Here is a 26,941-nt window from a genome sequence, read left to right as displayed (position 1 = left end):
ATTCTACCTTGTACAGGCCACCCATGTCGTTTTCGAGCGGGTACAATTGGCCACATTCATACGAGCAAAATGGAAGCGTAATGCGCATATTAGTGTCCAACGACGATGGTTACAACGCGGCAGGTATCGAGGCGTTGACCGAAGCTTTGCGTGGTCTGGGCGATATCACGGTCGTTGCACCCGAAACCAATTGCAGCGGCTCGTCAAACTCACTCACGCTCAATCGTCCTTTATCGGTTCGGCAGGCCGCCAATGGCTTTTATTACGTCAATGGCACACCCTCCGATTGCGTGCATATCGCGTTAACGGGCTTGCTCGATTTTCGCCCCGATCTGGTCGTTTCGGGCATTAACAATGGCGCCAATTTGGGCGACGACACCTTGTATTCGGGTACGGTTGCCGCCGCCACCGAAGGCTACCTGTTCGGTATTCCGTCCATAGCGTTTTCATTGGTCGAGCGGGGCTGGCAACACCTCGATAACGCTGCCCGTGTCGCGCGTCAGGTAGTCGAGCATCATATTGCTCGGCCACTCGATAGCAAAGTGTTGCTCAACATCAATATTCCGGCGGTGCCATCGTCTCAGCTCGCTGGTACTCGGGTGACGCGTCTGGGCAAGCGCCATCCCTCCGAGCCCGTTATCAAAAGCGCAACCCCCTATGGCGAGCCCGTCTACTGGATAGGCCCTGTTGGCAACGTATTCGACGCGGGGGCCAACACCGACTTTGCCGCTATCGAAGAAAACTACGTGTCGGTCACGCCCCTCAGGCTTGACCTTACCTATCACGAGCAGCTCGACGCCGTTACCCGGTGGGCTGGCCCGCTATGCGAAAACCCGTAACCCGGTCGCCGTTTGGTACTGGTACGGTCAATCGGTTTGGCCGCTCCAGTCTGGGGCATGGGCTGACGGTCAGCAACAGCAATGCACGGGTCAGTGCGCCGGGCTTGACCGCGCGCAAACCTGTCATCACTGGTGCCGCAACGTCGGCGCCTGTTGCCGGGGTCGATCGCATTCAGGCCAATCTCGGCCTGAATTCCGATCGTCTGCGGGCGCAAATGGTACAGCGTCTGCGTATCCAGGGCATTACCGACGAACGCGTGCTTGGGGCCATGCTGGCGGTGCCCAGGCACTTGTTTGTCGACGAAGGGTTGGCCAGCAGAGCCTACGAAGACGCAGCTTTGCCTATCGGCTATGGTCAGACCATTTCCCAGCCCTGGGTCGTGGCGCGCATGATTTCCGTGGTGTGCGAAAGTCGCGTCCCGTCCCGGGTTCTCGAAGTGGGTGCAGGTTGTGGTTACCAGGCTGCCGTGCTGTCGCAACTTGTTCGCGATGTTTATGCCATCGAGCGTATCCGCGGGCTTTATGACCTGGCACGAGAGCACCTGCGCGCGCTCAAGCTGTCTACACGGGTCAGGTTGTCTTTCGGTGATGGTATGCTCGGTTTGCCGGCATCGGCGCCTTTCGATGCCATTTTGGTTGCAGCGGCCGGCATAAAAATTCCGCAGGCGTTGCTCGATCAGTTGTCTATTGGCGGGCGCCTTATTGCGCCCGAAGGCACATCGAATCAACGGCTTATTTTGGTTGAACGCACGGGCCCGTCCAGTTTCGCCCGTCAAGATTTAGAATCAGTTCGTTTTGTTCCGCTTCGCGCGGGAACACAGTTGTAAGGGAGATTTCTTATGTACGCAGAGTCGTTTACGTCTGGCGCTTCTGCTCGGCCTCAATCACACACGCCCGCGCGCTATGCCAGGGGGCTGCGCATCGCCGGTGTGTTGCTGATGGTGGCGCTGGCGGGTTGCGCGTCACGTAAAACGCAAGCGCCTGTCAGCGATATGTCGAGTGGCGGTGGTTCTGTATCTGCGGCGGGTGGTATTTATGTCGTGCGCCCCGGCGACACGCTATACAAAATAGCGCAAACGCATAATGTCGATGTCAATACGCTGATTCGGCTCAATAACATTAGCGATCCCAGCCAGTTGCGGGTTGGGCAAACACTTCGGCTTAGCGGCAATGCCGATATGGCCAGTGCGCCTGCCCCTGCGCCGGCGCCCACAACGCCTGCCAAGGCGCCCGACACGTCATCCGCTACACCCTCGCGTGCCAGCGATGCGGCCCTTGTATCGTGGGGCTGGCCTGCCAACGGCAAAATCATCCAGGGGTTTACTGCCAACACCAAGGGTATCGATATCGAAGGTAAGGTGGGCGATCCGGTTACCGCAGCGGCATCCGGCAAAGTCATGTACGCCGGCAACGGTGTGCGCGGACTGGGCAACCTGATTCTTATCGGCCATTCCAACGGCTTTATCACGGCTTATGCGCACAACCACAAGCTCATGGTTAAAACCGGCCAAGAAGTAAGCAAAGGCGCAAAAATTGCCGAGATCGGGCAGACCGATACCACTTCGCCCAGACTGCACTTCGAGATCCGTCGCAGCGGTACACCGGTAAACCCACTGGCTTATTTGCCTTCCCGATGACGCCGACCCTGGTTTTCGACCTCGAAACCATCCCTGATGTCGAGGGATTGCGTCGCCTTAACGGGTGGGGTGCCGATCTGACCGACGCACAGGTGGTCGAGGCGGCGCAGGCGGCGCGCATGCAGTCGCACGGCTCCAATTTCTTGCCATTGCATCTGCAAAAAATTGCTGTTGTGGGTTGCGTATTTCGTGATGCCCAGGGGTTTCGTGTCAAAACCCTGGGTAAGCCCGATGATCCCGAGGCGGCACTGATCGCCGGTTTTTTTAAAACCATCGAACACTACACGCCGCGGCTGATTAGCTGGAACGGTTCGGGCTTCGATCTGCCGGTATTGCATTACCGCAGCCTTATTCATGCGGTACCCGCGCCTCGCTATTGGGACACCGGTGAAGACGACCGCGACTTCAAATACAACAACTACATCAGTCGTTATCACAACCGCCACATCGATCTGATGGACTTGCTTGCCAAATACAATGGTCGTGCCAACGCGCCGCTCGACGAACTGGCCAAGCTTTGTGGCTTTCCGGGCAAGTTGGGTATGGATGGCAGTCAGGTCTGGAACGCCTGGGCATCTGGTCGACGAGACGAGGTGCGCGCCTATTGCGAAACCGATGTGGTCAACACCTGGCTGGTTTACTGCCGGTTTCGTTTACTTAAGGGCGAGCTCGATGCGGTCGCCTATCAAAACGAAGTCGATCTCGTCCGGCAAACGCTTTCGGCATCCGAGGCTCAGCATTGGCGCGAATACCTGGCCGCCTGGGACGCCGAAACCGGTTGAAAGACTTTCACCCCTGACTGAAACAAGCTCGAAACGTACTTCACCTGACAATGAAGCTTCCTTAATCATTACAGGTGAATTTCATCATGGCACGTCAATCTTCTATCGTTGCATCTGCTTTGGCGGCTATCGCTGCAAGTGTTGCGTTACACACCCCCGTTATCGCTGCGCCAACCGCTGGTGATCAAGCGCCCGTCGCGGCGGACGCCAAACGCGGGCATAGCCATCACGATCGCAAGGGCAATCGCATGGAGCATGCGCAAAAGGGGATGGTGATCCCCGGATACGGCGTGATCAGTCAGCAGCAACTCGACACGCTTGCGCTGACCGATGCTCAGAAGGCGTTAGTTAAAGACGCGCGCGACGCGCAAAAAGCGGCCTGGTCAGCGCATCGCACCGATATTCAGGCGCAGCGCAGTGCACAGCTTGACGCGCTTAAGGCCGGTAAAGCCGACCCGCGCGCACAGGCGAAAGCCATGGCCGACCGGCAAGCGCAAATGATCCAGGCCCGCGCCAGCATTACCGATAAATGGCTGACAGTTTGGGACGCGCTGGATGACACGCAACGTCAGAAAGTGTCGACACTGCTGGCCGAGCGCGCCGAGCATAAGCAAGAGCGCAAGAGCGAACGCATGCAGCGCGGCCCGGCATCCTGATTCGACTTATGGGCGTTAGAGTGTCAAAATTCGGCCCTAACCGTTTTTTGCACACGCTAATAGCCCATGTCCGAATTAGTTCTTGATATTCAGTCGCTCGACCTTGAAGCCCGGGGTGTCGCCCGCCACGACGGCAAAGTTGTGTTCGTCGAGGGCGCCTTGCCCGGCGAGCAAGTTGTGGCGAACATCGTTCGTCGCAAGCCGTCGTTCGATACAGCGCGTACCGAGCGCATCTTGCGCTCATCTTCACAGCGTGTAACGCCCAAGTGCCCCAATTTCGGGGTGTGCGGAGGGTGTGCAATGCAGCACGTCGAACCAGCCGCCCAGGTTGCGGTTAAGCAACGTGCGCTTGAAGACGCGCTTTGGCATATTGGCAAAGTGCATCCACACCGTATTTTGCCGCCCATGCATGGTCCCGTCTGGGGCTACCGTTACCGCGCTCGTCTGTCTGTCAGGCTGGTGCATAAAAAGGGCGGGGTGCTGGTTGGTTTTCGCGAGAAGCGGGGTGCTTATGTGGCCGACATGACCGAGTGCCTGGTGCTGCCGCCTCATGTGTCGGCTATGCTTGTGCCGTTGCGCGAATTGATCGGCCGGCTCAGCATTCCCAAGGCCATCCCGCAAATCGAGGTCGCGGTAGGTGATGAGACCACGGCGTTGCTGTTGCGTCATATGGAGCCGTTGACGCAAGCTGATCAGGCGTTGCTGATGGCTTTTGCGCAAGCGCATAACGTCAGTTGGTGGCTGCAGCCCAAAGGGCCTGAAACCGTTCAGCCCATGTTGCCTGAAGATGCCGATCGTCTGGCATATGTGTTGCCGCAATTTGGTTTGCGTATGGCCTATCGCCCCAGCGACTTTACTCAAGTCAATCACGCCATTAACCAAACGTTGATTGCGCGGGCGCTGTCGCTGCTCGATGTTCAGCCTAACGATCGCGTTGCCGATTTGTTCTGTGGTCTGGGTAACTTTACGTTGCCTTTGGCAACCCAAGCTCGCGAAGTCGTGGGCATCGAGGGCAGTAAAACCCTGATTGATCGTGCTCGTGAAGCGGCTGCAGCTAACGGCCTGGCCGACACTACCGATTTTGCAGTGCTTAATTTGTTCGAGGTTGATGTGGCCTGGTTGCGCGACCTGGCGTACTTTGACCGAATGCTGATCGATCCGCCGCGCGATGGGGCTGAAGCCGTGGCACGAGCGTTATCTGCGCTAACGCCTGACGAGCGGCCCAAGCGTATTGTTTATGTGTCTTGTAACCCTGCGACACTGGCGCGCGACGCCGGTATTTTGGTGAACGAAGGGGGGTACAGTATGCTGGCAGCCGGCGCCATTAATATGTTTCCGCATACGGGGCACGTTGAGTCGATTGCCGTGTTCGAATAAAAAGGGGCCCGAGGGCCCCTTTTTTAACACTGCACATTTTTAACGCGGCAGATTATGTTGCTGCGGTGTCTTTAAGCACGCGCTCGGCTTCTACTAGTACACGCTGCGGTGCGGTACCGCCAACGTGATTGCGAGCGGCTACCGAACCTTCGAGTGTCAGAACGTCGAAGACGTCCTCATTGATTGATGCATTAAATGCCCGCAACTGTTCAAGGCTGAGGTCGGCCAGGTCGCAGTTTTGCTCTTCGCAGGTACGTACCGCATGGGCAACGGTTTCGTGGGCGTCGCGAAAGGGCACGCCTTTTTTTACCAGGTAGTCGGCCAGGTCGGTGGCGGTGGCAAAACCCTGTAGTGCGGCCGCGCGCATGGCATCGGGCTTGACTTTGATGCCGTTGACCATATCGACAAAAATCGTCAGTGTGTCGCGAATGGTGTCAGCCGAATCAAACAGGCCTTCTTTGTCTTCTTGGTTGTCTTTGTTGTAGGCCAGTGGCTGGCCTTTCATCAGGGTAAGTAGGCCGATCAGGTTGCCGTTAACCCGCCCGGTTTTTCCGCGAGCCAGCTCGGGTACGTCGGGGTTTTTCTTTTGCGGCATGATAGAGCTGCCGGTGCAGAAGCGGTCGGCCAGCTCGATGAAACCGACACGCGGGCTCATCCAGATGATCAGCTCTTCGGACATGCGCGAAATATGCGTCATGATGAGTGCGGCGGCAGCGCAGAATTCGATGGCGAAGTCGCGGTCGGAGACGGCGTCGAGCGAGTTGCGGCAGATGTCATCGAACCCCAGCGTGCGGGCAACGCGTTCGCGGTCGATAGGGTAGGTGGTGCCCGCCAGCGCGGCCGCGCCCAGCGGCAGACGGTTAACCCGTTTGCGGCAATCTTGAAGGCGCTCGGCATCGCGCGCGAACATCTCGGCGTAGGCCAGCAAGTGGTGGCCAAAGGTAACGGGTTGGGCCACCTGCAGGTGCGTAAAGCCCGGCAAAATGGTATGAGCGTGTGTTTTGGCGAGGGCGGCCAGGTTGTGCCGTAACTGGCGCAACAGGTCGATGGCGATGTCGATCTCGGCACGCAGCCAAAGACGGATGTCGGTGGCCACCTGGTCGTTACGCGACCGGCCAGTGTGCAGGCGTTTGCCGGCGTCGCCCACCAGCTCGACCAGGCGCTTTTCAATATTCAGGTGTACGTCTTCGAGGTCGAGCGACCAAGTGAACTGGCCAGCGTCGATCTCGGACAAAATCTGCGTCATACCTTTTTGTATGGCGGCCAAGTCGTCGGCACTGATAATGCCAATGGCCGAAAGCATGTCGGCGTGTGCCAGCGACCCCTGGATGTCGAACGCGGCCATGCGCTTGTCGAAATCGACAGACGCCGTGTAGCGTTTGACCAGGTCGGAAACAGGTTCGGAAAAACGTGCAGACCAGGCTTGGGCCTTGTTGGCGAACTGGTCTTGGCTTGCGGAGTGAGTATTTTTTGACATAGTGCGCAATTATAAGGGAGCGTGCGATAATTTTAGCGTTATGCCCGCAGTGCGCCGGCTTTACGGTTCGCGTTGTTTGGGCGGTTCGCCAACACAAAACATATCAAACAACGTCCCGGAGCCCGCATGAAACTCATCACTGCCATCATCAAGCCCTTCAAACTCGACGAAGTGCGCGAGGCGCTGGCCGAGATCGGCGTGAGCGGCCTAACGGTTACCGAGGTCAAAGGTTTTGGCCGACAAAAAGGGCACACCGAACTGTATCGGGGGGCCGAGTATGTGGTCGACTTTCTGCCCAAAATTCGTATCGATCTGGTGGTCGACGACGCCCTTGTCGAGCAATCCATCGAGGCCATCCTTAAAGCGGCACACACCGGAAAAATCGGCGATGGCAAGATTTTCGTCATGCCCGTCGAGCAAGCCATCCGTATCCGTACCGGCGAAAGCGGCCCCGAAGCCTTGTAAACCTAAACGCCGCCGAACCTATCTGTGGTGTTTATCGCGGCGTTATCTTGCGTTAATTCCTGTAAAACCTAGGGTATGTCACGAGGTCATCCAGACCGAGTTCGGGCATACTAAAAAAGATGTGTCAGGTTACAGGAGAAGTCATGAGATTATTGTCTATTGTTTTGGCGGCCGCCGTTACGGTGGGCGGCATGTCGTCTGTGCATGCGCAGGGTCGCCTCGATAAAATCAAAGAAAGCGGTCAGATCACACTGGGTTACCGCGAATCTTCCATACCCTTTGCCTACCTCGACGGCCAGCAGAAGCCCGTCGGGTATTCCATGGACATCTGTCATGGCATCGTCGATGCCGTCAAGCAGCATCTGGGGCTGACGCAGCTTAATGTACGGCAAGTGCCGGTTACGTCGTCCACGCGTATTCCGCTGGTCGCCAATGGTACGGTCGACCTAACCTGCGGTTCGGCGACAAATAACGCCCAGCGTCAAGAGCAGGTTAGTTTTGCGCCTACTACGTTTGTGACGGCTACCCGGTTTGCGGCCCTGAAAACCTCCGGGTTGTCTGATTTGGCCGATTTCAAAGGTAAAACAGTGGTGTCTACGGCAGGCACCAGCAACTTGCGGTGGCTAACCCAGGCCAATGCTGAACAAAACCTGGGCATGCGGATCATCACAGCCAAAGACCACTCCGAAGCTTTCCTTACTGTCAGCAGTGGCCGCGCGGTGGCGTTTTTCATGGATGACATTTTGTTGGCGGGGCTGGTGGCTAATTCGCGAAACGCCGAAGACTGGATGATCAGCGAAAAAGCCTATACCACCGAGCCCTACGGCATCATTCTGCCCAAAGATGATCCGGCCTTCAAAAAGGTGGTTGACGATGCGGTTAAAGCGATGATGCGCGATGGCCGGCTTGATACCCTTTACGACAAGTGGTTCATGCAGGCCATCCCGCCGCGAAGTATCAAACTTAACTGGCCCATGACCCCCGAATTGCGCAAGGTCATTCAAAACCCCACCGATTCGCCCGATCCGGCCGCTTATGTCTTGCCGTAACCCGCACAGGGCCGCGGTATGAATTACAACTGGAACTGGTCCGTTTTCTGGGAGATTTCTCCCGACGGGACAGGCACCTATCTTGACACGCTCATTGGTGGCCTTTACTGGACGCTGGGCGTGTCTGTTGCAGCTTGGGTGCTGGCCCTGATGTTGGGTTTTCTGGTGGGCGTGCTCAATACCACCGGGCGACGCAGCGTTGTGGCCTGCTGTCGCGCCTGGGTCGAGCTTTTTCGCAATATCCCACTCCTTGTGCAAATGTTTCTCTGGTACTTCGTGGTGCCCGAGCTTTTGCCGCAGGCCTGGGGCGATTTCATCAAGCAGTCCGACCCGGTCCTGAGCACCTTCTGGACGGCGGTGGTGTGTCTGGGCCTGTTTACGTCGGCCCGGGTGGCCGAACAAGTGCGGGCGGGCATTGAGGCTTTGCCTTCAGGGCAGGCCATGGCCGCTACTGCCCTGGGGCTGCGTCGGTCGCAGGTTTACCGTCATGTGCTGCTGCCTGCTACGGTGCGCATGATCATGCCACCGCTAACCTCAGAAGCGCTCAATCTGGTGAAGAACTCTTCAGTGGCGTTTACCATTGGTCTGCTCGAAATTACGGGTGCGGCACGTTCGATGCAAGAGTTCAGCTTCCAGATTTTCGAGTCATTTGCGGCAGCGACGTTGCTGTACGTGCTCATCAATATTGTTATTGTGGTCGTCATGCGGCGTTTTGAAAAATGGTTGCAAGTACCCGGTTTCATGGGTACGGCAAAGTAGGGTGGGCATGGGTCATTTCGATTTCGCCGTCATCATCGATGCCTTGCCTTATTTGCTGGGTACCGGGCTGGTTTTTACGTTGAAGCTAACGGTTATGTCGACCCTGCTGGCGCTGGTTTTGGGGACGATACTGGCGCTGATGCGTCTGTCTTCACGTCGTTGGGTATCGGCCCTTGCCGGCGGCTATGTCAACATTTTCAGGGCACTGCCGCTCATTCTTATTATTTTCTGGTTTTATTTTCTGGTGCCCTATATTGTGGGTTGGCTAACGGGCGCGGGTGCGCCTGTGCCCGTGGGTGGGTTCACCTCGGCGCTGATTACCTTTACGCTCTTCGAAGCCGCGTATTTTTGCGAAATCATGCGTGCGGGCATCCAGTCGGTACCCCGGGGACAGTTCGACGCAGGGTACGCGCTGGGCCTGAATTATTTTGGCGTCATGCGCACTATTGTTTTACCGCAGGCGTTTCGCAACATGACCCCTGTATTGCTCACTCAGGTCATCGTGCTGTTTCAAGACACTTCGCTCGTGTACGTGCTGTCGTTAACCGATTTCCTGGGCGCCGCCAACATCGTGGCGCAACGCGACGGCCGCTTGGTAGAAATGTTCATTTTCGCGGCGATTGTCTATTTTGTTATTTCTTATGTGGCATCACGCCTGGTTCGACGACTTCAGTTGCGAACCGCAGTGGTGCGCTGATCTGGTAAGTTTTGCATGATCGAATTTAAAAATGTAAGCAAGTGGTATGGCGACTTTCAGGTACTTAAAGACTGCACTACGCAAGTCAGTCGCGGCGAGGTCGTTGTTGTGTGCGGCCCATCGGGGTCGGGCAAGTCCACGCTGATTAAAACTGCCAACGGACTTGAGCCTTTTCAACAGGGCGAAGTTTGGGTGGACGGCATTTCGGTAGGTGCGCCGGGCACCAACTTGCCCAAGTTGCGGTCGCGCATAGGGATGGTGTTCCAGCATTTCGAGCTGTTTCCTCATTTGTCGGTCATGCGTAATCTCACCCTGGCTCAGGTCAAGGTGCGTGGGCGATCTGAAACTGAAGCTGCCGATCGTGGCAGGGCGCTTTTGACGCGGGTAGGGCTGGCCGATCACATGCACAAATTTCCGGGCCAGCTATCAGGCGGCCAGCAGCAGCGGGTTGCCATTGCGCGTGCGCTGGCCATGGACCCAGTTGCCATGCTGTTCGATGAACCCACCTCGGCGCTCGATCCGGAGATGGTTAACGAGGTGCTGGATGTCATGGTCGATCTGGCTAAAGAAGGCATGACCATGATGGTGGTGACCCACGAAATGGGCTTTGCGCGCAAGGTCGCAGATCGCGTTGTCTTCATGGATCAGGGTCAGATTGTCGAGGATTGCCCGAAACTGGAGTTCTTTGATAATCCAGAGGCCCGTTCTGAGCGCGCCCGTCATTTTCTATCGAAGATTCTGGCGCACTAGTTTGTTATTTTTGACGCAGCCATACAACGTCTGAACGGTGCAATGGTCGGTCGGCAACCGTGCCGCATCGGGAATGCATACAATGGCGGCTATGGAAAAAATCAGAATTTCAAAACTCATGGCCGAACGCGGAATGTGTTCGCGTCGCGAGGCCGATAGCTATATCGAGCGCGGCTGGGTCCGTGTCGACGGCGTTGTGGTGTCCGAACTGGGCAGCAAGGCCTACCCGCAGCAAAAAATCACCCTCGATCGCCAGGCCCAGAAGCGTCAGACCGCGCGGGTCACCATCTTGTTGAACAAGCCGGTGGGTTATGTGTCGGGGCAGGCCGAAAGCGGCTACCGGCCAGCAGCAACGCTTATTTCAGAAAAAACCCAGTATCGCCCCGAAAAGTCGACGATCCAGTTTGATCGTAGCCATCTTCGCGGGCTTGCACCGGCCGGGCGTCTGGACATCGATTCACAAGGGCTGCTGGTATTGACCCAAGATGGCCGTATCGCACGTCAATTGATCGACGAGCATTCCGACATCGAGAAAGAGTATCTGGTTCGGGTCGACGGAAAGATCAGCAGTAACGGGCTCAAGTTGCTTAACCACGGCCTAAGTCTAGATGGCCAAACCCTCAAACCCGCCGAGGTTTCGTGGCAAAACGAAGATCAGTTGCGCTTTATTTTGTGGGAAGGAAAAAAACGTCAGATTCGCCGGATGTGCGAGCAAGTGGGGCTTAAGGTCGTGGGCCTGAAGCGCGTGCGCATGGGGCGCATTGTATTGGGCGATTTGCCCCCAGGTAAGTGGCGATATTTGCGCGAAGGCGAACAGTTCTAATCAAGCCGGTTTTTGGCGGTTGCCTTTTTGTTCATGCGGCCAAGTTCGGCGGCGCGTTGGCAGCGCCGCCCAGCCTGCAGGCTTCAGTCGCCTTTGTCTTTGGGTTTGTCTTTCGAAGCCCCCGATTTTTTTAACGTAAACGTTGCGCGGTCGTCGAGCGCCAGCGTTTTTGACAGCCACGGCAACGCACGGGCCAGTGCATCGTGCAGGGTATAGGGCGGGTTAATAATAAACATACCGCTGCCAAATAGGCCAAAGCCGTCGCTGGGCGGCTTGCGCACGCTCAGCGTGGCATTGACCCAGCTGCAATCTTTAAGTTTTTCAAGGCTACGTTGAAGTTCGGTGACCTCACGTCGCTGCACCAGCGGGTACCAAACGGCGTAGCATCCGGTCGGGAATCGCCGCAAGGCGTCTTGTACGCACTGCAAGGTGGCCCGATAGTCTGACTTGGCTTCGTACGACGGGTCGATAATGGTGACGGAGCGGCGCGTTGGCGGCGGCAACAAGGCTTTCAGGCCGGTGAATCCGTCTTGCTCATACACCATGACCTTTTTTTGCACGCTTCGGTCTTGTTGTGCCAGATTTTCTTGCAGTATGGCGATTTCGTTGGGGTGTAGCTCAAACAGGCGCAGGCGGTCTTTTTGGCGCAACGCCTGCATGGCCAGCCAGGGTGACCCAGGGTAGTAGTTGGCTACGCCGTCGGGGTTGAAATCCCCCACTGCTTCAAGGTAGCGTTCGATCATGGGCGGACGCTTTTCAGTAGCCAGAACGCGGTCCAGTCCGTCAGTAAATTCGGCGTTCTTGGTCGCCCATTCGTCGGTCAGGTCGTAAATGCCGGCGCCGGCATGGGTGTCAATTACCCAGTAAGGTGTGTCTTTTTGATTGAAGTAATCAAGAATTTGCACCAGAATGCTGTGTTTAAGTACGTCGGCGTGATTGCCGGCATGGAAAGCGTGGCGGTAACTGAACAAGGGCGTGCCTTTTATAAAATTGGGTGTGGCCCGAACCGGTGGTAAACTCGCTGCACCGTATTAAAGCCGTAATTTTTTTGGGTATAAATCGTCACGTAACGCTATGGCGCGCGGGCGACTCTGTGGGTTGAATTAATGTTCGATTTTATCCGTACGCATCAGCGTCTGATGCTGCTTGTCCTCGTCATCCTGATTTTTCCGTCGTTCGCGCTGGTGGGCATCAGCGGCTACACCAATTATGTCTCGGGTAATAAAGACCTGGTCAAAATTGGCGACGCCTCGGTTACCCTGGAAGACTTCAATGCGGCACAGCGCAACCAGATGCAGCAATTGCAGGCCAACATGGGTGCTGCATTCGACCCGTCTTTGCTCGACAACCCTCAGGCCCGCGAGAATCTCCTCGAGTCGCTGATTGATCGTAGCGTTGTTATTGAAACAGCCGCCAAAGCGCATTTTAGTGTTTCTGACAACGTCTTGCGTCGTGCCATTGCCGCCATCCCCGAATTGCAGGTCGGCGGTCAGTTTTCCCCCGAGCGCTACGACGAAGTTTTGGCCTCAATGGGCATCACCAGCCGCGATTTCGAACAAAGTCAGCGGGGCGAACTGGCCTTGCAACGTGTTTTGGGCCCTATTGGCTTTACGGCAGGCGTTCCCGCCTCGGTCGTCACGGGTTTGCGTCACGCTCTCACCGAGCAACGCACTCTACGCCTTAAAGTATACGAAGCCAATGCTTATACCGATCAGGTCAAAGTGTCTGATGCCGAAGTCAAAGATTGGTACAGCAAGAACGAAGATCGTCTGAAGGTTCCCGAGCACGTACGCGCCCAGTACCTTGTCCTTGATGAAGCCGCCGCCATGAAGGCGCTTCCTGCGCCTACCGAAGCCGAAATGCAGGCCTACTACGACCAGAACAAGTCGCGTTATGTGTTGCCGGGCCGTGTGTTGCTGAACCATATCCTGATCAAGACAGGCGCCGACGCCTCCGCTCAAGAGCGTGAAGCGGCACGCGCTAAAGCACAGTCGCTGGCCGAAAAAGTGGCCGCCGACAAGTCTTCGTTTGCCGATGTCGCCAGGGCCGAGTCGCAAGACATCGGTACGGCCAAAGACGGCGGGCGTCTGGGGTGGATCACCCGGGGTATTTTGCCCGCCGAACTGGAAACCGCCATTTTTGCCCTGAACCAGGGTGATGTATCGGGTGTGGTTGAAGGGCCTGATGGCTTCCACGTTTTCATGGCTTCGGAAGTTGAACCCGAACGCGGTGAAACCTTCGAACAAGCCAAGGCCAAGGTCGAGGCCGAAATCCGTCGCCAACTGGGTGCCGAACGCTTCGCCGAAATGGCCTCAAGCCTGCGCGATCTGGCCTACGACAATGCCACGACACTCGCGCCGGCCGCTCAGGCTCTGGGTGTCGAGATCCGCACCGCAACGGGCATTGCGCAAGACCGCCTTCTGCCCGAGCAACAGGTTCAAGGGCAGGCGGCGTCAGCTGGTCCCGATGCTTCTATTCTCGAAGATGCGCGTGTGCGTCGCGCCTTGTTCTCGCCCGCACTCATGGCCGAAAAACAAAACTCTGGTGTCATCGAAATTACCCCCGATACCCTGGTGGTGGTGCGCGTTGATGAAGTCATCCCCGCAAGCATTCAGCCCCTCGATCAGGTGTCAGAGTTTATTCGCGAAGCCCTGGTACAAGAGCAGGCGCTCGATCTGGCCCGTAAAGCCGGCGAGGCCGATCTTGAAAAGTATCGTGGTGCCAACGGCAGCACCGTTCCCGAAGGCTTTGGTTCTTCGCTTACGGTTAGCCGCGTCAGCCCGCAGAACGTGAGTGCGCAGGCTCTCGAGGCTGCGTTCCGCATGCCGGCCGAAACATTGCCTGCCTACACAGGTGTGTCGGGCCAGGCGGGCTATGTCCTGGTTCGCCTTGAAGGCGTCACGCCAGGTAACGACGGCGGCCAGGCGTTGGCCAATTTGCCTCAAGAGCTCAACAATTTATGGGGCCGAGCCGAAGAGCGTGCAGTGCTTAAAGCCATGCGTACAACCCTGGGTGTGAAAATTCTGCCCGATGCACAGGCCGCTATTCAGGGCGAAACCGAGCAACAGTAAAGTCAGGTTGGGGCCATTAAGCGCCCCTGCCTAACAGTGCTGTTTGTCTGACGCGGCGGCGTATTAATTTTTTAGCGCCTTGCGCTTTACCAATAACGGTTCAAGCGCGCCCCAGACGTTTTTTGCCAAAATCGGCTGTGCATTTTCGTTTGGGTGAATCCCGTCCGACTGGAACATCGCGCGGTCGGCCGCGATACCGTCGAGTAAAAACGGTACCAATGCCGTGTCGTGCGCTTTGGCCAGTTCGGTAAAAAGGTTTTTGAACGCCTCGGTGTATTGTCGCCCGTAATTAGGTGGGATCTGCATGCCCACCAGCACTACTTCACTGCCTGCATTCTTGGCCATCTTGATCATATCGGTGAGGTTGTCGCGCGTCATGTCCAGCGACAACCCGCGCAAGGCATCGTTGCTGCCCAGTTCAATGATGACAATATGAGGTTGATACTGTTCAAGTGCGGCTGGCAGACGGCTTTTGCCTCCGCTGGTTGTGTCGCCACTGATGCTGGCGTTATTGACCCGAAAATTGAATTTTTCTTGTGCCAGACGGTCAGTAAGTAGGTTGACCCAGCCTGTGCCCCTGCGCATCCCGTATTCGGCCGACAGGCTGTCGCCAATGACCAGAATGCCCGGGGGTTGAACGGGGTTTGTCGCGGGCTCTGCCCGTATCACCGTACTGGTTATCAGGCACAATAGGGTTGCTACACATAACAGCCAACGAGTTCGCATGAATCTGCCTTGTTCTATAGAAGTTAAAAACCTTTGTCAGCGTGTGTCCGACGCCACAGGGACACTCACTATTCTGGATAACGTTAGTCTAACCGCCCGTGCGGGCGAGGCCTTGGCCATTACCGGGGCATCCGGGTCGGGCAAGTCAACGTTGCTTGGACTCATGGCCGGCCTCGATGTTCCCTCGTCGGGTACGGTCAGCCTGATGGGGCAGTCGTTATTTGATTTAGATGAAGAAGGACGGGCTGCGCTTCGTGCGCGTCATGTGGGCTTTGTATTTCAGTCGTTTCAATTGCTGCCCAACCTTACTGCGCTCGAAAACGTGATGTTGCCCCTTGAGCTGGCCGGACGGCCGGCAGAGCAGGCGGCGCGCCAGATGCTTGAGCGTGTCGGTTTGTCGGCCCGTGCCAATCATTACCCCAGGACATTGTCGGGTGGTGAGCAGCAGCGCGTGTCGTTGGCGCGTGCTTTTGTGGTCAAGCCCGACGTGTTGTTTGCCGACGAACCCACCGGCAGCCTGGATGAGCAAAACGGGCAGAAAATTATCGAGCTGATGTTTGAGTTGCTGAAAGAGCAGGGCGCGACGCTGGTCATGGTGACCCATGACCCTGCCGTTGCCGCGCGTTGCGACCGCGAGTTGCGTTTACATGCCGGATCGATAGCGGCGCTGCCGGCCTGATCTATGTGCTGCTGCGGTATGTGGTCTTGTTCGCCCTGTGGTATGTTACGGCGGGGAGACTACACGGGACACAATAAAAAATGTTTTTTATAGCAGCACTGTTTGTATTTATCTGGTCAACGGGGTTTATTGTAGGCAAGGCCATTGTGCCGTACGCCGACCCGACTTTATTCCTGTTTGTGCGCATCTGTATTGCTGCGGTGCTGTTCACTGGCATTGCCCTGTATGGCAAGGTTCAGTGGCCGCCGTTACGCGAAGTACCCAAACATATGCTGGCGGGTATTTTGCTGCAGGGCATGTATTTATGCGGGGTGTTTTGGGCCATTGCGGGCGGTGTGCCGCCGGCAGTTATGGCGCTTATTGGTTCGGTGCAGCCCCTGCTGACGGCCGTCTTGGCTATCCCCATCCTCAAAGAGATCCCAACACGGCGTGTTTGGTTCGGCATTTTCATGGGCATGATCGGCGTGTTCCTGGTGGTTCAGCCGGCCCTTATGAATACTGGGGTGGGCGCGTTCCCGTTATGGGCCTTTTTTATCGGCGTGCTGGCCGTGTTGTCGATTACCTTCGGCACAATTGTGCAAAAGACATCCATTCAGGCGGTCGATATTCGTGTCGCCCTGTCGTTGCAGAATTTCGGCACTTTGTTTTTTACCGGAGTGTTTGTCCTTATTCTGGGTGAAACCCGCTGGGAGTGGTCGCCTCAGCTGTGGGCGTCTTTGTTCTGGGCTGCATTTGTACTGACTGGTATTGGCACAATGCTGCTTATTTACATTATTCGGCGAGGGCAGGCCGCTACGGCGTCTTCGCTGATGTTTCTGTCGCCCGCGCTGGTCGCTATCGAGGCCTATTTCATCTTTGGCGATCGCCTGACATCTATCCAGCTTATTGGTTTTGTGGTGGTGTTGTCGGGCGTACTTATTTGTAATACGCGTCGAGCGGGGTAATGATGTTGTTTCAACGGGCTGTGGCTGTTTTTCTGCTGATGATGGTGTCGGGTGTTTTGCAAGCCCAAGGTTATATTGCCCGTACGCTTAACCACCCGTTTCCGGGCGGGGTTGCCGTACTCGATTTGGGGCTGTTGCCGCAGCCGCCGGCCGTAACGTATAAAAGCCACCCGGTAATGGTCGTTAAAGACAGTGATGCCCGCTACATTGCTTTGGTGGGTATCGGGCTTGACGTCAAGCCGGGGAAACAAACCGTTGAGGCGGATTTGCCCCAGGGCCGCAAAGCCATTGCTTTTAATGTCGGTACTCGCGAATATAAGTCGCAGCACATTACGTTAAAAAATAAAAAGCATGTGTCTCCCGACCCGGAGCAGCTGGCCCGTTTCGAGCGTGAATACAACGCGCAGATGGCTGCTTATGCGCAGTTCAGGCCCGACACCCCCAGCAATATCTTGCTCGATCCGCCTGTGCAGGGTCGTTTGTCCAGTCCCTTCGGGTTGCGGCGGTTTTTTAACGGCGAAGAGCGTAACCCGCATTCTGGCCTCGATTTTGCCGTGCCTACGGGTACGCCAGTCAAGGCGCCAGCCGACGGCATCGTGACCATTGTCGATGACTATTTTTTCAATGGTAAAACCGTATTCATAGATCACGGCCAGGGCCTGGTGACCATGTACTGCCATTTATCGGCACAAAACGTGACGGTGGGGCAGCAGGTCAAGCGTGGGCAAGTCATTGGCAAAGTGGGGGCTACCGGCCGAGCCACGGGCCCGCATCTGCACTGGAATGTCAGCCTGAACAATCAGCGCGTTGATCCGGCCTTGTTCATGGCTAAGAAATAAGCCCAGCTGAAGGCTAGCCTTTCACCCGTACAATTTTTTGTACTTGCGGCACATGCCGTATGGCCCGTATGACCTGAGCCAGATGCTTGCGGCTGTCGACCTGCACGGTAAGATGCAGCAAGCCGGTGGCTGTGGCCTCGTCTTGCATGGTCAGGTGGGTGATGTTCGAGCCTGCGTCGGTAATTTCTGCCGCCAGGCGACCCAGTACGCCACGTTCGTTTATCACGGTAACGTCAAGTCGCGTGTTCAGGTGGCGTGCGGTATCAGACGCCCAGGCCACCGATACCCAGCGCTCGGGCTCTTTGGCGCGCTGGCGCTGCGCAACTGGGCAGTCGGCCATATGAATAACCAGACCATGGCCCAGCCGAATGCCGCCCACAATGGCATCGCCGGGTAAGGGGCCGCAACAACTGGCGAGTTGCACGGCCTGGCCTTCGTTGCCATGAATAATAATAGACGCTGCGTGCGCTGAGGTGAGCTCGTCGACGGCGGCAGCAGTGGTGGCCAAAATGGGGTTTTCTGGGGCAAAACGGCGCGCAACCACTGCGGCGAGGCGCTTACCCAGCCCAATGTCTGCCAAAATTTCTTCGCGAGACGAAGCGCCCGAGCTTTTGGCGAGTTTGTCCCAGTTGGCGTCCTCGTCGGCCGGGTAGTCGATACCGATCTGGTCGAATGCCTGCATGAGGAGTCGGCGCCCGAAGGCGACGGACTCTTCGTATTTGACAGTGCGCAGATAGTGACGGATTTCAGATCGCGCGCGGCCTGTGCGCACGTAGTTCAGCCACTGTGCGCTGGGGCGAGAGGCCGGCGACGTGATGATTTCGACCGCATCACCGCTTTTAAGCTCGGTACGCAATGGCGAGAATTCGCCGTTGATTTTTGAGGCAATCGCCTGGTTGCCGACGTCGGTGTGGATGGAGTATGCGAAGTCGACAGGGGTTGCACCCCTAGGCAGCGAGACAATCTTGCCCTGCGGCGTAAACACATAAACTGCGTCTGGGAACAGGTCGACCTTGACGTGTTCGAGGAATTCGCCCGAGTCGCCCGTTTGACTTTGAATGTCGAGTAACGATTGAAGCCACTGGTGTGTACGCTTTTGCAACACGTTCAGATTGCTGTCGTCGTTTTTGTATAGCCAATGCGCCGCGACGCCTTCTTCGGCAACGCGATCCATGTCGCGGGTGCGGAACTGGAATTCGACGGGCGTACCATACGGGCCAACCAGCGTGGTGTGCAAAGACTGATAGCCATTGAGCTTTGGGATGGCGATGTAATCTTTGAACTTGCCAGGTACCGGGCGATAAAGCTGATGCAGTGTGCCTAGGGCCAGATAGCATTCGGGCAGGGTATGTACCACAACCCGGAACCCGTAGATATCGAGCACATCGGAGAATGATTTTTTTTGTTCGAGCATCTTTTTGTAGATGCCGAACAGTGATTTTTCGCGGCCGCTGACTTCGGCTTCGATGCCAGCAGCGGGCAAGGCCACTTTGACCGCGTCAGTGATTTTACCCAGCACTTCGCGACGGTTCCCTCGTGCCGCCATGACTGCCTTTTTTATGACGTCGTAGCGATTGGGGTAAGTGGCCTGAAAGCACAAGTCTTGCAATTCGCGGTAGAGGGCATTAAGCCCCAGCCGATGCGCGATGGGCGTGTAAATCTCCATCGTTTCGCGCGCCACACGGCGACGCTTTTCGGCACTGACCGCATCCAGTGTTCGCATGTTGTGCAGACGGTCGGCCAGTTTGATAAGAATGACGCGCACGTCACGCGACATGGCCAGCAGCATTTTGCGAAAGCTTTCAGCCTGCTGTTCTGCCTTGGTGGCAAATTCAAGCCGGTCAAGCTTCGATAAACCATCAACGATTTCGGCGACGTCGGGGCTGAATTTCTCGGCCAGTTCGTGTTTGGGGACGTCCTGGTCTTCCATGACGTCGTGCAGCAAGGCTGCCATAAGCGAATCGGCGTCGAGTTTCCAGCCGGCGCAGATTTCAGTCACCGCGATGGGGTGTGAAATATACGGTTCGCCGCTGGAGCGAAACTGCCCCAGATGGGCCTGGTCGGCAAACCGGTAGGCCTCTTTGACGCGTTCGATGTCTTTTTCGTCGAGGTACTGCGCCAGAATCTGGGTTAATGGCGCCAGCGATGCGATGGTGGGCGAGGCGGGTGTAGCAAGTTCGGGTGCGGTACCCGGCCTCCCTTTTGTTTTTTGGGCGCGTCGTCGCAGCCGGGGTCCTTTTCTGAAGACAGCAAGTAACCCTGTTGAAGCATCGCGAAGACTGGAGAACGCCATAAACGCTCAGGAATCAGGTAGGTACTTTACGCAGCATTTCGACGCCGGTAACGCCGGCGGCGATTTCACGCAGTGCCGTTACTGTAGGTTTGTCTTTGCTTTCGATGCGCGATTCGTGACCTTGGGCCAGCTCGCGCGCACGGTAAGTTGCGGCCAATGCCAGGTTGAAGCGATTAGGGATTTTGGCGAGGCAATCTTCTACGGTGATACGGGCCATGGTGTGATGTCCTTGGTAAACAATGGGTTACGACGGCTTAATTTGCCGTTGGGCTGATGCCCAATTGGGAAAATAATTGAGCGTGGCGTGCCGCTTGTGCCGGGTAGCGCAAACGGGCTGCCGAAATAATTTGCGAAAGCTGTGCTAAAGCGACGCTAAATTCTTGATTAATAATAACATATTGGCATTCGGAGGCGTGCGACATTTCGCTGCCTGCGGCCAGTAAACGCTTGGTAATGACATGGGGGGCATCTTGCCCGCGCTTTTTAAGGCGGCTTTCGAGCGCCTCGATAGAGGGCGGCAAAATAAAAATGCCAATGGCGTCGGGAAAATGCTTTTTGATTTGGCGTGCGCCCTGCCAGTCGATTTCGAGGAGGACATCACGCCCGGCGCGAGTGGCCTCTTCGATGCGGTCGCGCGGGGTGCCGTAAAAATTGCCGTGGACTTCGGCCCATTCGAGCAGTGCGTTGTTGTCGCGCATGACAAGAAATTCGTCTTGGGTGACAAACCGGTAGTGTTGCTCGTCGACCTCGCCGGGGCGGGGGGCTCGTGTGGTGCACGAAATAGACAGCATAATACTGGCGTCTTGCTCGAGCAGGGCGTTGACCAGGCTTGATTTACCTGCGCCGCTGGGGGCAACCACCATGAATATTGAGCCGGAAGAAATCGTCATGACAGATTTACGTTAGCGTGAAGGGCATGAGCATAGCATTAGCCAGCCAGCGGCGTCTGACCAAGCGCTTCGAGGGCCGCTTCGTAGGCGGCGGTGTCGGCGCACAGAAAAACGGCTGCATCATTCAGGTTCATGTTGAACGCGATGTCGCGCACCTGGTTTTCGGCATCGTCGGCGGTCTCGATAGCCGTGACGTGCCAGTCATTGGCCTGCTGGTAGGCCTCGGGAGAAACGAATTCGGCCACCAGGTGGATGTCGGGCGCGCTGACAACCACATAGGCGGTAAAAGTCAGGTCTTCGATGATGACATCGAGGATAAGGCCCTGGGGCAGGGCGGACACGATCTGGCTGGATACTTTCATTGGTAGATTGTAACTGATGCGCAGGGGGCATTACGCGTGCGGCCCCTGAAAATGCTACGCTAGTGCGCTTTTCTAGTCGTGATTTGGCCACAATGAAATTAGCTACCTGGAACGTCAATTCGCTTAAGGTCAGGCTGCCGCAAGTAATAGCCTGGCTTGAGGCCAACCCTGTCGATGCGCTTTGCTTGCAAGAGCTGAAATTGCCGCAAGAAAAATTCCCGGTTGAGGCGCTGGCCGAGCTGGGCTACAAAGCCAGCTGGGCAGGGCAGAAAACCTACAACGGGGTGGCGGTGCTGTCGCGCGAGGCTGGCACCGACGTGCAAGTTAACTTGCCTAACTTCGAAGACCCCCAACAGCGCGTGATCGCGGTGACGCTGCCATCTGTTGCGGGCGATATCCGTGTCATCAGCGCCTACTGCCCTAATGGGCAGGCCGTAGATAGCGATAAATACGCCTACAAGCTTGAGTGGTTTGCCGCGTTGCATGATTGGTTGCGTGACGAGATGCAGCGCTACCCTCGGCTCGCCATTTTGGGTGACTATAACGTTGCGCCTGCCGATGCCGATGTGCATGATCCGGCCAAATGGGCGGGCGATGTCCTGGTGTCCGAACCCGAGCGCGAGGCGTTCCAGCGCTTGCTGGCGTTGGGGCTTACCGACGCGTTCCGGTTGTTCGAACAAGAAGAGAAGTCATTTAGCTGGTGGGACTACCGTCAGTTTGCCTTCAGGCGCAATGCCGGCTTGCGTATCGACCACGTCTTGCTTTCGGCGCCTCTGGTGCCGCACTGCGCCGCGTGCATCATCGATAAGACGCCGCGGCGCAACGAGCAACCGTCCGATCACACACCGGTGGTGGCTACCCTCGATTTCAAGGGGCTGTCATGACCAAGCTGGCGCCGGGGCCTGCCGATGATCCGACGCTATCGGAGTTTGATGGCGTAAGGTATTTGCACTTTGGCTCAGAGTGGGTGCAGGGGGCCATGCGAGTCAAGCGGCCCGCCGAGCTGGTGCTGGCCTACACGCAGCAAATGATGGGCTGGTTGCTGTTTTTAGAACCGACCCGAACCGATACATTGGGTTTTATGGGCCTGGGCGCGGGGTCGTTGTTGCGCTTTGCGCACAAGACAACGGCTTCGCAACTGATCACTGCCGAATGGAATCCTGCTGTTACAGCGATCTGCCGCGCTTATTTCCGCTTGCCCGAATCAAAGCGGTCGGTGATTGATCATGACGATGCCGCTCTTTGGGTGGCGCGCCCCGAAAACGTCGGGCGTTTTCGCGCGCTTATGGTGGACTTGTACGATGCTGAGGCGCAAGGTCCTGTGCGCGATTCCCTTGCGTTTTATCAGGATTGTTATCACGCGCTGGATGACGTTGGCGTTATGACAGTGAACCTGTTCGGTGACCATGCCAGCTTTCCAAAGAACATCCAACGGATTCGCGAGGCCTTTGACGGACGGGTGATCGAGTTGCCGGAAATTGACGCAGGCAATCGGGTGATACTGGCCTTGAAAGGACCGTTGCTTGATGTCTCGGTGGCCGAGCTACTTGACCGCGCCCATGTCGTCGAGCGCGATTACGGTTTGCCGGCTGTGCAGTGGGCACGTTCTTTGTTGTCGCAGACTCGGTCTACAGGCCGTGCGAGCTTTTAATCTGTTTTTAAGGTTTCAGTAAAATAGCGTTCATTATCTTCAGGAGAACCTCTATGCGGTCAGCAATGATTAAACCTGTAATGGGCGCCGTAATGGCCCTGGCCCTTGCGTTGCCTGCCTTGTCGGGGGCCCAGTCGGTCGCCGTCACTTCCATTGTCGAGCATCCCGCGCTTGACTCGCTGAAAGATGGCGTCAAAGCGGCGCTCGAAAAGGCTGGGTTCACCGAAGACAAAGGTCTGGAGTGGCAGTTCCAGACGGCGCAGGGCAATACCGCTATCGCGGCACAAATTGCCCGCAAGTTTGTCGGTGACAAGCCGGACGTCATTGTTGCTATTGCCACCCCGTCGGCGCAAGCCGTCGTGGCGGCCACAAAAAGCATTCCGGTGGTCTATGCGGCAGTGACCGACCCCGTCGAAGCTCAGTTAGTGCCTTCGTTCGAGCCCTCGGGCACCAACGTTACCGGGGTCTCCGATCAGCTTGAACTGACGCGTCAAATCGAGTTGATCAAACAGGTGGTGCCCAACGCCAAAACAGTGGGTATGGTGTACAACCCCGGCGAGGCCAATTCTGCGGTGGTTGTGCGTCAGATGCGTGAGCTGCTGCCTGATTACGGCATGACTCTGGCTGAAGTCAGTGCGCCACGTACAGTCGACGTTGGGGCCGCCGCACGCAGTCTTATCGGTCGCGTCGATGTCATTTACACCAGCACCGACAACAACGTGGTTTCGGCCTACGAGGCGCTGGTCAAAGTCGGTAACGATGCTCAGATTCCGCTGGTGGCCTCCGATCCCGACAGCGTCAAGCGGGGTGCAATCGCAGCGCTGGGTATCAATTACTACGACCTGGGGTTGCAGGCTGGCGCAATGGCGGTCGAGATCCTGAAAGGGGCCAAGCCCGGTGAGATGCCTTCTCAAATGGGCGAAAAGCTCGAGCTGCACTTGAACCTGGATGCTGCCAAGAAGCAGGGGGTGACGTTGTCTCCCGACCTGATCAAATCGGCGGCAAACGTTATTCAATAAATTCACATCTGGCCGGGGTAACCCCGGCCCGGAGCTGGCATGTCCATTTATTCGATGTGGGGCGCGCTGGAGATCGGCCTTATTTTTGGCTTGGTCGCCTTGAGCGTCCTGATTTCTTTTCGCATACTGCGTTTTCCCGATCTGACTGTCGACGGCAGCTTTCCGTTGGGCGGCGCGGTTGCTGCAGTACTAATCGGTGCTGATGTCGATCCGTTCATAGCAACTCTGGCGGCTATGGCAGCTGGCGCCCTGGCCGGCGCCCTGACAGGGTGGCTAAATATCCGGCTCAAAATTATGGATTTGCTGGCCAGCATCCTGGTTATGATCGCGTTGTATTCGATTAATTTGCGCGTCATGGGCGCGCCCAATATCCCGCTCATCACTGACCCTACGGTCTTTACCGAATTGCAACCGCAAAGCTTCGATGACTTTGTCTTCCGGCCGTTGCTGATGGTGCTGGTCGTGCTGGTGGTCAAGCTGCTGCTCGATGCCTACTTGGGCACCCAGTCGGGGCTGGCCATGCGGGCTACGGGCTCCAACCCGCGCATGGCGCGGGCTCAGGGCGTGGCCACCGGCTCAATGGTCATACTGGGGCTGGCCATCGCCAACGCGCTTTGTGCGCTGGGCGGTGCATTGTTCGCACAGTCGCAGGGCGGGGCGGATATCTCCATGGGTATCGGTACTATTGTCATTGGTCTGGCGGCTGTCATTGTCGGCGAAAGCGTTTTGTCATCGCGCCGTATTCTGTTCATGACGCTGGCCGCCATTTTGGGCGCGGTGCTTTACCGGTTCTTTGTGGCGCTTGCCCTTAACGCCGACTTTATTGGTTTGCAGGCGCAAGACCTTAATTTGATTACGGCTGTGCTGGTGACGGTGGCTCTGGTCATCCCGCTACTTAAAAAGCGCTTGCGTTCGGGCACCAAGGGGTAATGTCATGCTGAAAGCACAAGACCTTCACATTACGTTTAATGCTGGAACGCCCATCGAAACTCGTGCACTGCGCGGTTTGTCGCTCGACATTCCGACAGGGCAGTTCATTACGGTTATCGGTTCCAACGGGGCGGGCAAATCAACGTTGCTCAACGCCATTTCGGGCGATTTGTCCGTTGATTCGGGCAGTATCGTCATCGACGGCACTGAGGTTACCCGCGCACCGGTCTGGGCGCGGGCTTCCCGCGTGGCGCGGGTATTTCAAGACCCGATGGCGGGTACTTGCGAAGACCTGACGATCGAAGAGAACATGTCGCTGGCGTTTTGTCGGGGGCAGCGGCGCGGGTTGACGCGGGCCGTGCGCAAGGCACAACGCGAACAGTTTCGGGCCGCCCTTGCAACGCTGGGTCTGGGGCTGGAAAATCGGCTGACCGATCGTATCGGGTTGCTGTCGGGCGGGCAGCGCCAGGCAGTCAGTTTGCTGATGGCGACGTTGCAGCCGTCGCGAATTTTGTTGCTCGACGAACATACCGCCGCGCTTGATCCGCGTACGGCAAACTTTGTCATCGACTTGACCCGCAAAATTGTGCACGAGCATAAATTGACGACGCTGATGGTCACGCACAGTATGCGACAAGCGCTCGATGTCGGAGATCGCACAATCATGCTGCATCAGGGTAACATTGTGCTCGATGTTTCCGGAACAGAGCGCGAGGGTATGGATGTGCCCAAGTTACTGGCCATGTTCGAGCGTGTGCGTGGTGAAACGGTGTCTGACGACGCCCTTTTGCTAGGGTAATTCAGCGGTACGTCGCACGTTTGCGCCTTGTTTCGGTCTGGTCAAACTTGCTTGTGTGCAGTAAAGTTTTGTAATAAATTCGCCATTACTGTACTGGTGGGTTTCGTTATATACTGCCTTTTTTACCAAACCTTACAGGCCCGGCGTGCGCCCGCACAGCCGGGTTTTAGCCGGAGCCGTTACATGCCAAATCTTCTGCTGCCCGCTCTGCAGAGTAAAGCACGCCTAGCTGTACTTTTTTCAGTTCTTACCCTGGTCGCTTGCGGCGATCCCCCAGCGCAGGGCCCCGGCGGCATGAAGGTTCCGGTCAGTGTCATTACGGTCGAGCCCAAGGCGGCCACGGTCACCGTCGATTTGCCCGGCCGCGTCTCTGCGCTGCAAGACGCTCAGGTTAGGGCACGGGTTACCGGTATTGTTACCGCCATCAATTTTCAGCAAGGGTCCAACGTTAAAGAGGGCCAGCATCTTTTCACTATAGACCCCGCACCCTACAAGGCGGTGCGCGACCAGGCGGCGGCTCAGCTGCAGCGTTCCCAGGCCGATGCCCGTAGCGCAAGGCTATTGGCTAACCGGTATGCGCGTCTGGTCAAAGATCGTGCTGTCAGCCAACAAGAATATGACAACGCCATGGCCGCTGCCGCACAAGCCGATGCCGCCGTTGCTGCGTCCAAGGCTGCCCTGCAGTCTGCCGACATCGATCTGGGGTACACAAAAGTGACGTCGCCTATCGCCGGTCGTATTGGCAAAGCTTACGTTACTGAAGGGGCCCTGGTCAGTGCAGCCGAGGCCACAATGCTGGCCGATGTCCAGTCATTTGATAACGTTTATGTCGATATCACGCAGTCTACAACACAGCTGGCTCAGCTGCGCAAGGCCATTGCCAGCGGCGTTTTGACGCAGTCCTCAGATGGCAGCACACAAGTCAAGGTACTGCTTGAAGACGGCACCGAATACGATCAAGCCGGCAAGTTGCTGTTCTCCGGGGTCTCTGTCGATCCGTCTACCGGTCAAGTCAGCTTGCGTGCCGAAGTGCCTAACCCAGACCAAATTTTGTTGCCGGGCATGTACGTGCGTGTACGGCTTGATCAGGGCGTTGATGAAAAGGCCTTGCTGGTGCCTCAGCAGGCGGTACAGCGCGACACCAACGGAGACAGCTCTCTGGTCATCGTACAAGAGGGCGTAGCCAAGACTGTGCCGGTGACGGTCGGGCCTTCGGTTGGCGGCAGCTACTTGATCACAAAAGGGGTTTCGGCTGGCGATGTCGTGGTTGTTGCAGGTTTCCAGAAGATCCGTCCAGGCGCACCGGTTGCGCCGCAACCCTGGAAGGCTGATGCACAAAGTTCGGGCGCAAACCCGCAAGGGCAGGCGCCTAAGCCAGCCGGCGACGGCCAGGCCGACGCTGCGCCCGCCAAAGAATAATCCAGACG

29 protein-coding genes are annotated in these 26,941 nt (G+C 56.8%); 22 read left to right on the top strand and 7 right to left on the bottom strand.

Going from position 1 to position 26,941, the window contains the following annotated elements:
- Positions 1-80: 80 nt before the first annotated feature.
- The 6 genes from surE to rlmD all read left to right on the top strand — a co-directional run bounded on the left by surE (position 81) and on the right by rlmD (position 5,291).
- A complete protein-coding gene (gene surE, locus PuT2_RS06490; protein WP_093970243.1) occupies positions 81-839 on the top strand; it encodes a 5'/3'-nucleotidase SurE in 759 nt (252 codons plus the stop codon).
- Positions 824-1,666 carry a protein-L-isoaspartate(D-aspartate) O-methyltransferase gene (locus PuT2_RS06485; protein WP_093970242.1) on the top strand — a complete coding sequence of 281 codons (843 nt, stop codon included), beginning with the start codon at positions 824-826 and terminating at the stop codon, positions 1,664-1,666. The genes surE and PuT2_RS06485 overlap by 16 nt, the downstream gene beginning before the upstream one ends.
- A 12-nt stretch (positions 1,667-1,678) precedes the next feature.
- A complete protein-coding gene (locus tag PuT2_RS06480) occupies positions 1,679-2,476 on the top strand; it encodes a peptidoglycan DD-metalloendopeptidase family protein (protein ID WP_093970241.1) in 798 nt (265 codons plus the stop codon).
- On the top strand, positions 2,473-3,258 hold the full coding sequence (locus tag PuT2_RS06475; protein WP_093970240.1) for a 3'-5' exonuclease: 786 nt from the start codon (positions 2,473-2,475) through the stop codon (positions 3,256-3,258). The genes PuT2_RS06480 and PuT2_RS06475 overlap by 4 nt, the downstream gene beginning before the upstream one ends.
- A gap of 86 nt (positions 3,259-3,344) precedes the next feature.
- Complete coding sequence (locus PuT2_RS06470) at positions 3,345-3,914, top strand: Spy/CpxP family protein refolding chaperone (protein ID WP_093970239.1); 570 nt, start codon at positions 3,345-3,347, stop codon at positions 3,912-3,914.
- A 66-nt stretch (positions 3,915-3,980) separates the two neighbouring features.
- Complete coding sequence (rlmD, locus tag PuT2_RS06465; RefSeq protein ID WP_093970238.1) at positions 3,981-5,291, top strand: 23S rRNA (uracil(1939)-C(5))-methyltransferase RlmD; 1,311 nt, start codon at positions 3,981-3,983, stop codon at positions 5,289-5,291.
- A 52-nt stretch (positions 5,292-5,343) separates the two neighbouring features.
- Here the strand turns inward: rlmD and argH are convergent, their stop codons facing one another.
- Positions 5,344-6,768, bottom strand: coding sequence for an argininosuccinate lyase (gene argH, locus PuT2_RS06460; protein WP_093970237.1), 1,425 nt, complete (start codon positions 6,766-6,768; stop codon positions 5,344-5,346).
- A 126-nt stretch (positions 6,769-6,894) separates the two neighbouring features.
- Between argH and PuT2_RS06455 the strand changes: the two genes are divergently transcribed.
- The 6 genes from PuT2_RS06455 to PuT2_RS06430 all read left to right on the top strand — a co-directional run bounded on the left by PuT2_RS06455 (position 6,895) and on the right by PuT2_RS06430 (position 11,311).
- Positions 6,895-7,233 carry a P-II family nitrogen regulator gene (locus tag PuT2_RS06455; protein ID WP_093970236.1) on the top strand — a complete coding sequence of 113 codons (339 nt, stop codon included), beginning with the start codon at positions 6,895-6,897 and terminating at the stop codon, positions 7,231-7,233.
- Between the two features lie 143 nt (positions 7,234-7,376).
- Positions 7,377-8,282, top strand: coding sequence for an amino acid ABC transporter substrate-binding protein (locus tag PuT2_RS06450; RefSeq protein ID WP_093970235.1), 906 nt, complete (start codon positions 7,377-7,379; stop codon positions 8,280-8,282).
- Between the two features lie 18 nt (positions 8,283-8,300).
- Positions 8,301-9,041, top strand: coding sequence for an amino acid ABC transporter permease (locus tag PuT2_RS06445; protein WP_093970234.1), 741 nt, complete (start codon positions 8,301-8,303; stop codon positions 9,039-9,041).
- A gap of 7 nt (positions 9,042-9,048) precedes the next feature.
- On the top strand, positions 9,049-9,738 hold the full coding sequence (locus tag PuT2_RS06440; RefSeq protein WP_093970529.1) for an amino acid ABC transporter permease: 690 nt from the start codon (positions 9,049-9,051) through the stop codon (positions 9,736-9,738).
- A 15-nt stretch (positions 9,739-9,753) separates the two neighbouring features.
- Positions 9,754-10,488, top strand: coding sequence for an amino acid ABC transporter ATP-binding protein (locus PuT2_RS06435; RefSeq protein ID WP_093970233.1), 735 nt, complete (start codon positions 9,754-9,756; stop codon positions 10,486-10,488).
- 91 nt (positions 10,489-10,579) lie between these two features.
- Complete coding sequence (locus tag PuT2_RS06430; protein WP_093970528.1) at positions 10,580-11,311, top strand: pseudouridine synthase; 732 nt, start codon at positions 10,580-10,582, stop codon at positions 11,309-11,311.
- Between the two features lie 83 nt (positions 11,312-11,394).
- Here the strand turns inward: PuT2_RS06430 and PuT2_RS06425 are convergent, their stop codons facing one another.
- Complete coding sequence (locus PuT2_RS06425; RefSeq protein WP_093970232.1) at positions 11,395-12,282, bottom strand: 23S rRNA (adenine(2030)-N(6))-methyltransferase RlmJ; 888 nt, start codon at positions 12,280-12,282, stop codon at positions 11,395-11,397.
- Positions 12,283-12,417: 135 nt separating this feature from the next.
- Between PuT2_RS06425 and PuT2_RS06420 the strand changes: the two genes are divergently transcribed.
- A complete protein-coding gene (locus tag PuT2_RS06420; RefSeq protein ID WP_093970231.1) occupies positions 12,418-14,382 on the top strand; it encodes a SurA N-terminal domain-containing protein in 1,965 nt (654 codons plus the stop codon).
- A gap of 63 nt (positions 14,383-14,445) precedes the next feature.
- Here the strand turns inward: PuT2_RS06420 and PuT2_RS06415 are convergent, their stop codons facing one another.
- Positions 14,446-15,108: an arylesterase gene (locus tag PuT2_RS06415; RefSeq protein ID WP_093970230.1), complete on the bottom strand. Its 663-nt coding sequence runs from the start codon at positions 15,106-15,108 to the stop codon at positions 14,446-14,448.
- On the opposite strand from PuT2_RS06415, the gene PuT2_RS06410 reads away from it, so the two are divergent.
- From PuT2_RS06410 to PuT2_RS06400, 3 genes are all read left to right on the top strand, one after another.
- Positions 15,107-15,787, top strand: a complete 681-nt coding sequence (locus PuT2_RS06410) for an ABC transporter ATP-binding protein (RefSeq protein ID WP_093970229.1) — start codon at positions 15,107-15,109, stop codon at positions 15,785-15,787. The genes PuT2_RS06415 and PuT2_RS06410 overlap by 2 nt on opposite strands.
- Before the next feature lie 80 nt (positions 15,788-15,867).
- Positions 15,868-16,731, top strand: a complete 864-nt coding sequence (locus PuT2_RS06405) for a DMT family transporter (RefSeq protein WP_093970228.1) — start codon at positions 15,868-15,870, stop codon at positions 16,729-16,731.
- Entirely contained in the window at positions 16,731-17,570 is an 840-nt protein-coding gene (locus tag PuT2_RS06400; protein ID WP_371596455.1) for a peptidoglycan DD-metalloendopeptidase family protein, read from the top strand. The genes PuT2_RS06405 and PuT2_RS06400 overlap by 1 nt, the downstream gene beginning before the upstream one ends.
- 13 nt (positions 17,571-17,583) lie before the next feature.
- On the opposite strand, the gene PuT2_RS06395 is transcribed toward PuT2_RS06400, so the two are convergent.
- Genes PuT2_RS06395 through PuT2_RS06380 form a run of 4 tightly spaced genes read right to left on the bottom strand, consistent with a single transcriptional unit; the run spans position 17,584 to position 21,115 of the window.
- Positions 17,584-19,863 (bottom strand): bifunctional (p)ppGpp synthetase/guanosine-3',5'-bis(diphosphate) 3'-pyrophosphohydrolase, encoded by a 2,280-nt coding sequence (locus PuT2_RS06395; protein ID WP_093970227.1) that lies wholly within the window; start codon positions 19,861-19,863, stop codon positions 17,584-17,586.
- Between the two features lie 13 nt (positions 19,864-19,876).
- Complete coding sequence (rpoZ, locus tag PuT2_RS06390) at positions 19,877-20,080, bottom strand: DNA-directed RNA polymerase subunit omega (protein ID WP_093970226.1); 204 nt, start codon at positions 20,078-20,080, stop codon at positions 19,877-19,879.
- A gap of 37 nt (positions 20,081-20,117) precedes the next feature.
- Positions 20,118-20,753, bottom strand: coding sequence for a guanylate kinase (gmk, locus tag PuT2_RS06385; protein ID WP_093970225.1), 636 nt, complete (start codon positions 20,751-20,753; stop codon positions 20,118-20,120).
- Positions 20,754-20,791: 38 nt separating this feature from the next.
- Positions 20,792-21,115 (bottom strand): hypothetical protein, encoded by a 324-nt coding sequence (locus tag PuT2_RS06380; RefSeq protein WP_093970224.1) that lies wholly within the window; start codon positions 21,113-21,115, stop codon positions 20,792-20,794.
- Positions 21,116-21,207: 92 nt separating this feature from the next.
- On the opposite strand from PuT2_RS06380, the gene xth reads away from it, so the two are divergent.
- The 6 genes from xth to PuT2_RS06350 all read left to right on the top strand — a co-directional run bounded on the left by xth (position 21,208) and on the right by PuT2_RS06350 (position 26,933).
- Entirely contained in the window at positions 21,208-21,999 is a 792-nt protein-coding gene (xth, locus tag PuT2_RS06375) for an exodeoxyribonuclease III (protein ID WP_093970223.1), read from the top strand.
- Complete coding sequence (locus PuT2_RS06370) at positions 21,996-22,766, top strand: spermidine synthase (RefSeq protein WP_093970222.1); 771 nt, start codon at positions 21,996-21,998, stop codon at positions 22,764-22,766. Before xth ends, PuT2_RS06370 begins: the two co-directional genes overlap by 4 nt.
- Positions 22,767-22,819: 53 nt before the next feature.
- On the top strand, positions 22,820-23,785 hold the full coding sequence (locus PuT2_RS06365) for an ABC transporter substrate-binding protein (protein WP_371596452.1): 966 nt from the start codon (positions 22,820-22,822) through the stop codon (positions 23,783-23,785).
- Positions 23,786-23,824: 39 nt separating this feature from the next.
- Positions 23,825-24,715 (top strand): ABC transporter permease, encoded by an 891-nt coding sequence (locus PuT2_RS06360; RefSeq protein WP_093970221.1) that lies wholly within the window; start codon positions 23,825-23,827, stop codon positions 24,713-24,715.
- A 4-nt stretch (positions 24,716-24,719) separates the two neighbouring features.
- On the top strand, positions 24,720-25,514 hold the full coding sequence (locus PuT2_RS06355; RefSeq protein WP_093970220.1) for an ABC transporter ATP-binding protein: 795 nt from the start codon (positions 24,720-24,722) through the stop codon (positions 25,512-25,514).
- Positions 25,515-25,697: 183 nt separating this feature from the next.
- Positions 25,698-26,933 carry an efflux RND transporter periplasmic adaptor subunit gene (locus tag PuT2_RS06350; RefSeq protein ID WP_093970219.1) on the top strand — a complete coding sequence of 412 codons (1,236 nt, stop codon included), beginning with the start codon at positions 25,698-25,700 and terminating at the stop codon, positions 26,931-26,933.
- Positions 26,934-26,941: the final 8 nt, after the last annotated feature.

The organism is Pusillimonas sp. T2, from assembly GCF_002236805.1.
Lineage (GTDB): Bacteria > Pseudomonadota > Gammaproteobacteria > Burkholderiales > Burkholderiaceae_B > Neopusillimonas.
This window is presented reverse-complemented; position numbering and strand designations above follow the sequence as displayed.

What these genes read in the sequence shown, in the direction of transcription:
- PuT2_RS06395 (WP_093970227.1), bottom strand. Translation starts at nt 19,863, where the DNA reads ATGGCGTTCTCCAGTCTTCGCGATGCTTCAACAGGGTTACTTGCTGTC.
- PuT2_RS06405 (WP_093970228.1), top strand. Translation starts at nt 15,868, where the DNA reads ATGTTTTTTATAGCAGCACTGTTTGTATTTATCTGGTCAACGGGGTTT.
- PuT2_RS06360 (WP_093970221.1), top strand. Translation starts at nt 23,825, where the DNA reads ATGTCCATTTATTCGATGTGGGGCGCGCTGGAGATCGGCCTTATTTTT.
- PuT2_RS06470 (WP_093970239.1), top strand. Translation starts at nt 3,345, where the DNA reads ATGGCACGTCAATCTTCTATCGTTGCATCTGCTTTGGCGGCTATCGCT.
- PuT2_RS06420 (WP_093970231.1), top strand. Translation starts at nt 12,418, where the DNA reads ATGTTCGATTTTATCCGTACGCATCAGCGTCTGATGCTGCTTGTCCTC.
- PuT2_RS06380 (WP_093970224.1), bottom strand. Translation starts at nt 21,115, where the DNA reads ATGAAAGTATCCAGCCAGATCGTGTCCGCCCTGCCCCAGGGCCTTATC.
- gmk (WP_093970225.1), bottom strand. Translation starts at nt 20,753, where the DNA reads ATGACGATTTCTTCCGGCTCAATATTCATGGTGGTTGCCCCCAGCGGC.
- PuT2_RS06370 (WP_093970222.1), top strand. Translation starts at nt 21,996, where the DNA reads ATGACCAAGCTGGCGCCGGGGCCTGCCGATGATCCGACGCTATCGGAG.
- PuT2_RS06435 (WP_093970233.1), top strand. Translation starts at nt 9,754, where the DNA reads ATGATCGAATTTAAAAATGTAAGCAAGTGGTATGGCGACTTTCAGGTA.
- surE (WP_093970243.1), top strand. Translation starts at nt 81, where the DNA reads ATGCGCATATTAGTGTCCAACGACGATGGTTACAACGCGGCAGGTATC.
- PuT2_RS06410 (WP_093970229.1), top strand. Translation starts at nt 15,107, where the DNA reads ATGAATCTGCCTTGTTCTATAGAAGTTAAAAACCTTTGTCAGCGTGTG.
- PuT2_RS06480 (WP_093970241.1), top strand. Translation starts at nt 1,679, where the DNA reads ATGTACGCAGAGTCGTTTACGTCTGGCGCTTCTGCTCGGCCTCAATCA.
- PuT2_RS06440 (WP_093970529.1), top strand. Translation starts at nt 9,049, where the DNA reads ATGGGTCATTTCGATTTCGCCGTCATCATCGATGCCTTGCCTTATTTG.
- xth (WP_093970223.1), top strand. Translation starts at nt 21,208, where the DNA reads ATGAAATTAGCTACCTGGAACGTCAATTCGCTTAAGGTCAGGCTGCCG.
- PuT2_RS06475 (WP_093970240.1), top strand. Translation starts at nt 2,473, where the DNA reads ATGACGCCGACCCTGGTTTTCGACCTCGAAACCATCCCTGATGTCGAG.
- rlmD (WP_093970238.1), top strand. Translation starts at nt 3,981, where the DNA reads ATGTCCGAATTAGTTCTTGATATTCAGTCGCTCGACCTTGAAGCCCGG.
- PuT2_RS06445 (WP_093970234.1), top strand. Translation starts at nt 8,301, where the DNA reads ATGAATTACAACTGGAACTGGTCCGTTTTCTGGGAGATTTCTCCCGAC.
- PuT2_RS06365 (WP_371596452.1), top strand. Translation starts at nt 22,820, where the DNA reads ATGCGGTCAGCAATGATTAAACCTGTAATGGGCGCCGTAATGGCCCTG.
- PuT2_RS06400 (WP_371596455.1), top strand. Translation starts at nt 16,731, where the DNA reads ATGATGTTGTTTCAACGGGCTGTGGCTGTTTTTCTGCTGATGATGGTG.
- PuT2_RS06455 (WP_093970236.1), top strand. Translation starts at nt 6,895, where the DNA reads ATGAAACTCATCACTGCCATCATCAAGCCCTTCAAACTCGACGAAGTG.
- PuT2_RS06355 (WP_093970220.1), top strand. Translation starts at nt 24,720, where the DNA reads ATGCTGAAAGCACAAGACCTTCACATTACGTTTAATGCTGGAACGCCC.
- rpoZ (WP_093970226.1), bottom strand. Translation starts at nt 20,080, where the DNA reads ATGGCCCGTATCACCGTAGAAGATTGCCTCGCCAAAATCCCTAATCGC.
- PuT2_RS06430 (WP_093970528.1), top strand. Translation starts at nt 10,580, where the DNA reads ATGGAAAAAATCAGAATTTCAAAACTCATGGCCGAACGCGGAATGTGT.
- PuT2_RS06415 (WP_093970230.1), bottom strand. Translation starts at nt 15,108, where the DNA reads ATGCGAACTCGTTGGCTGTTATGTGTAGCAACCCTATTGTGCCTGATA.
- PuT2_RS06450 (WP_093970235.1), top strand. Translation starts at nt 7,377, where the DNA reads ATGAGATTATTGTCTATTGTTTTGGCGGCCGCCGTTACGGTGGGCGGC.
- PuT2_RS06350 (WP_093970219.1), top strand. Translation starts at nt 25,698, where the DNA reads ATGCCAAATCTTCTGCTGCCCGCTCTGCAGAGTAAAGCACGCCTAGCT.
- PuT2_RS06485 (WP_093970242.1), top strand. Translation starts at nt 824, where the DNA reads ATGCGAAAACCCGTAACCCGGTCGCCGTTTGGTACTGGTACGGTCAAT.
- argH (WP_093970237.1), bottom strand. Translation starts at nt 6,768, where the DNA reads ATGTCAAAAAATACTCACTCCGCAAGCCAAGACCAGTTCGCCAACAAG.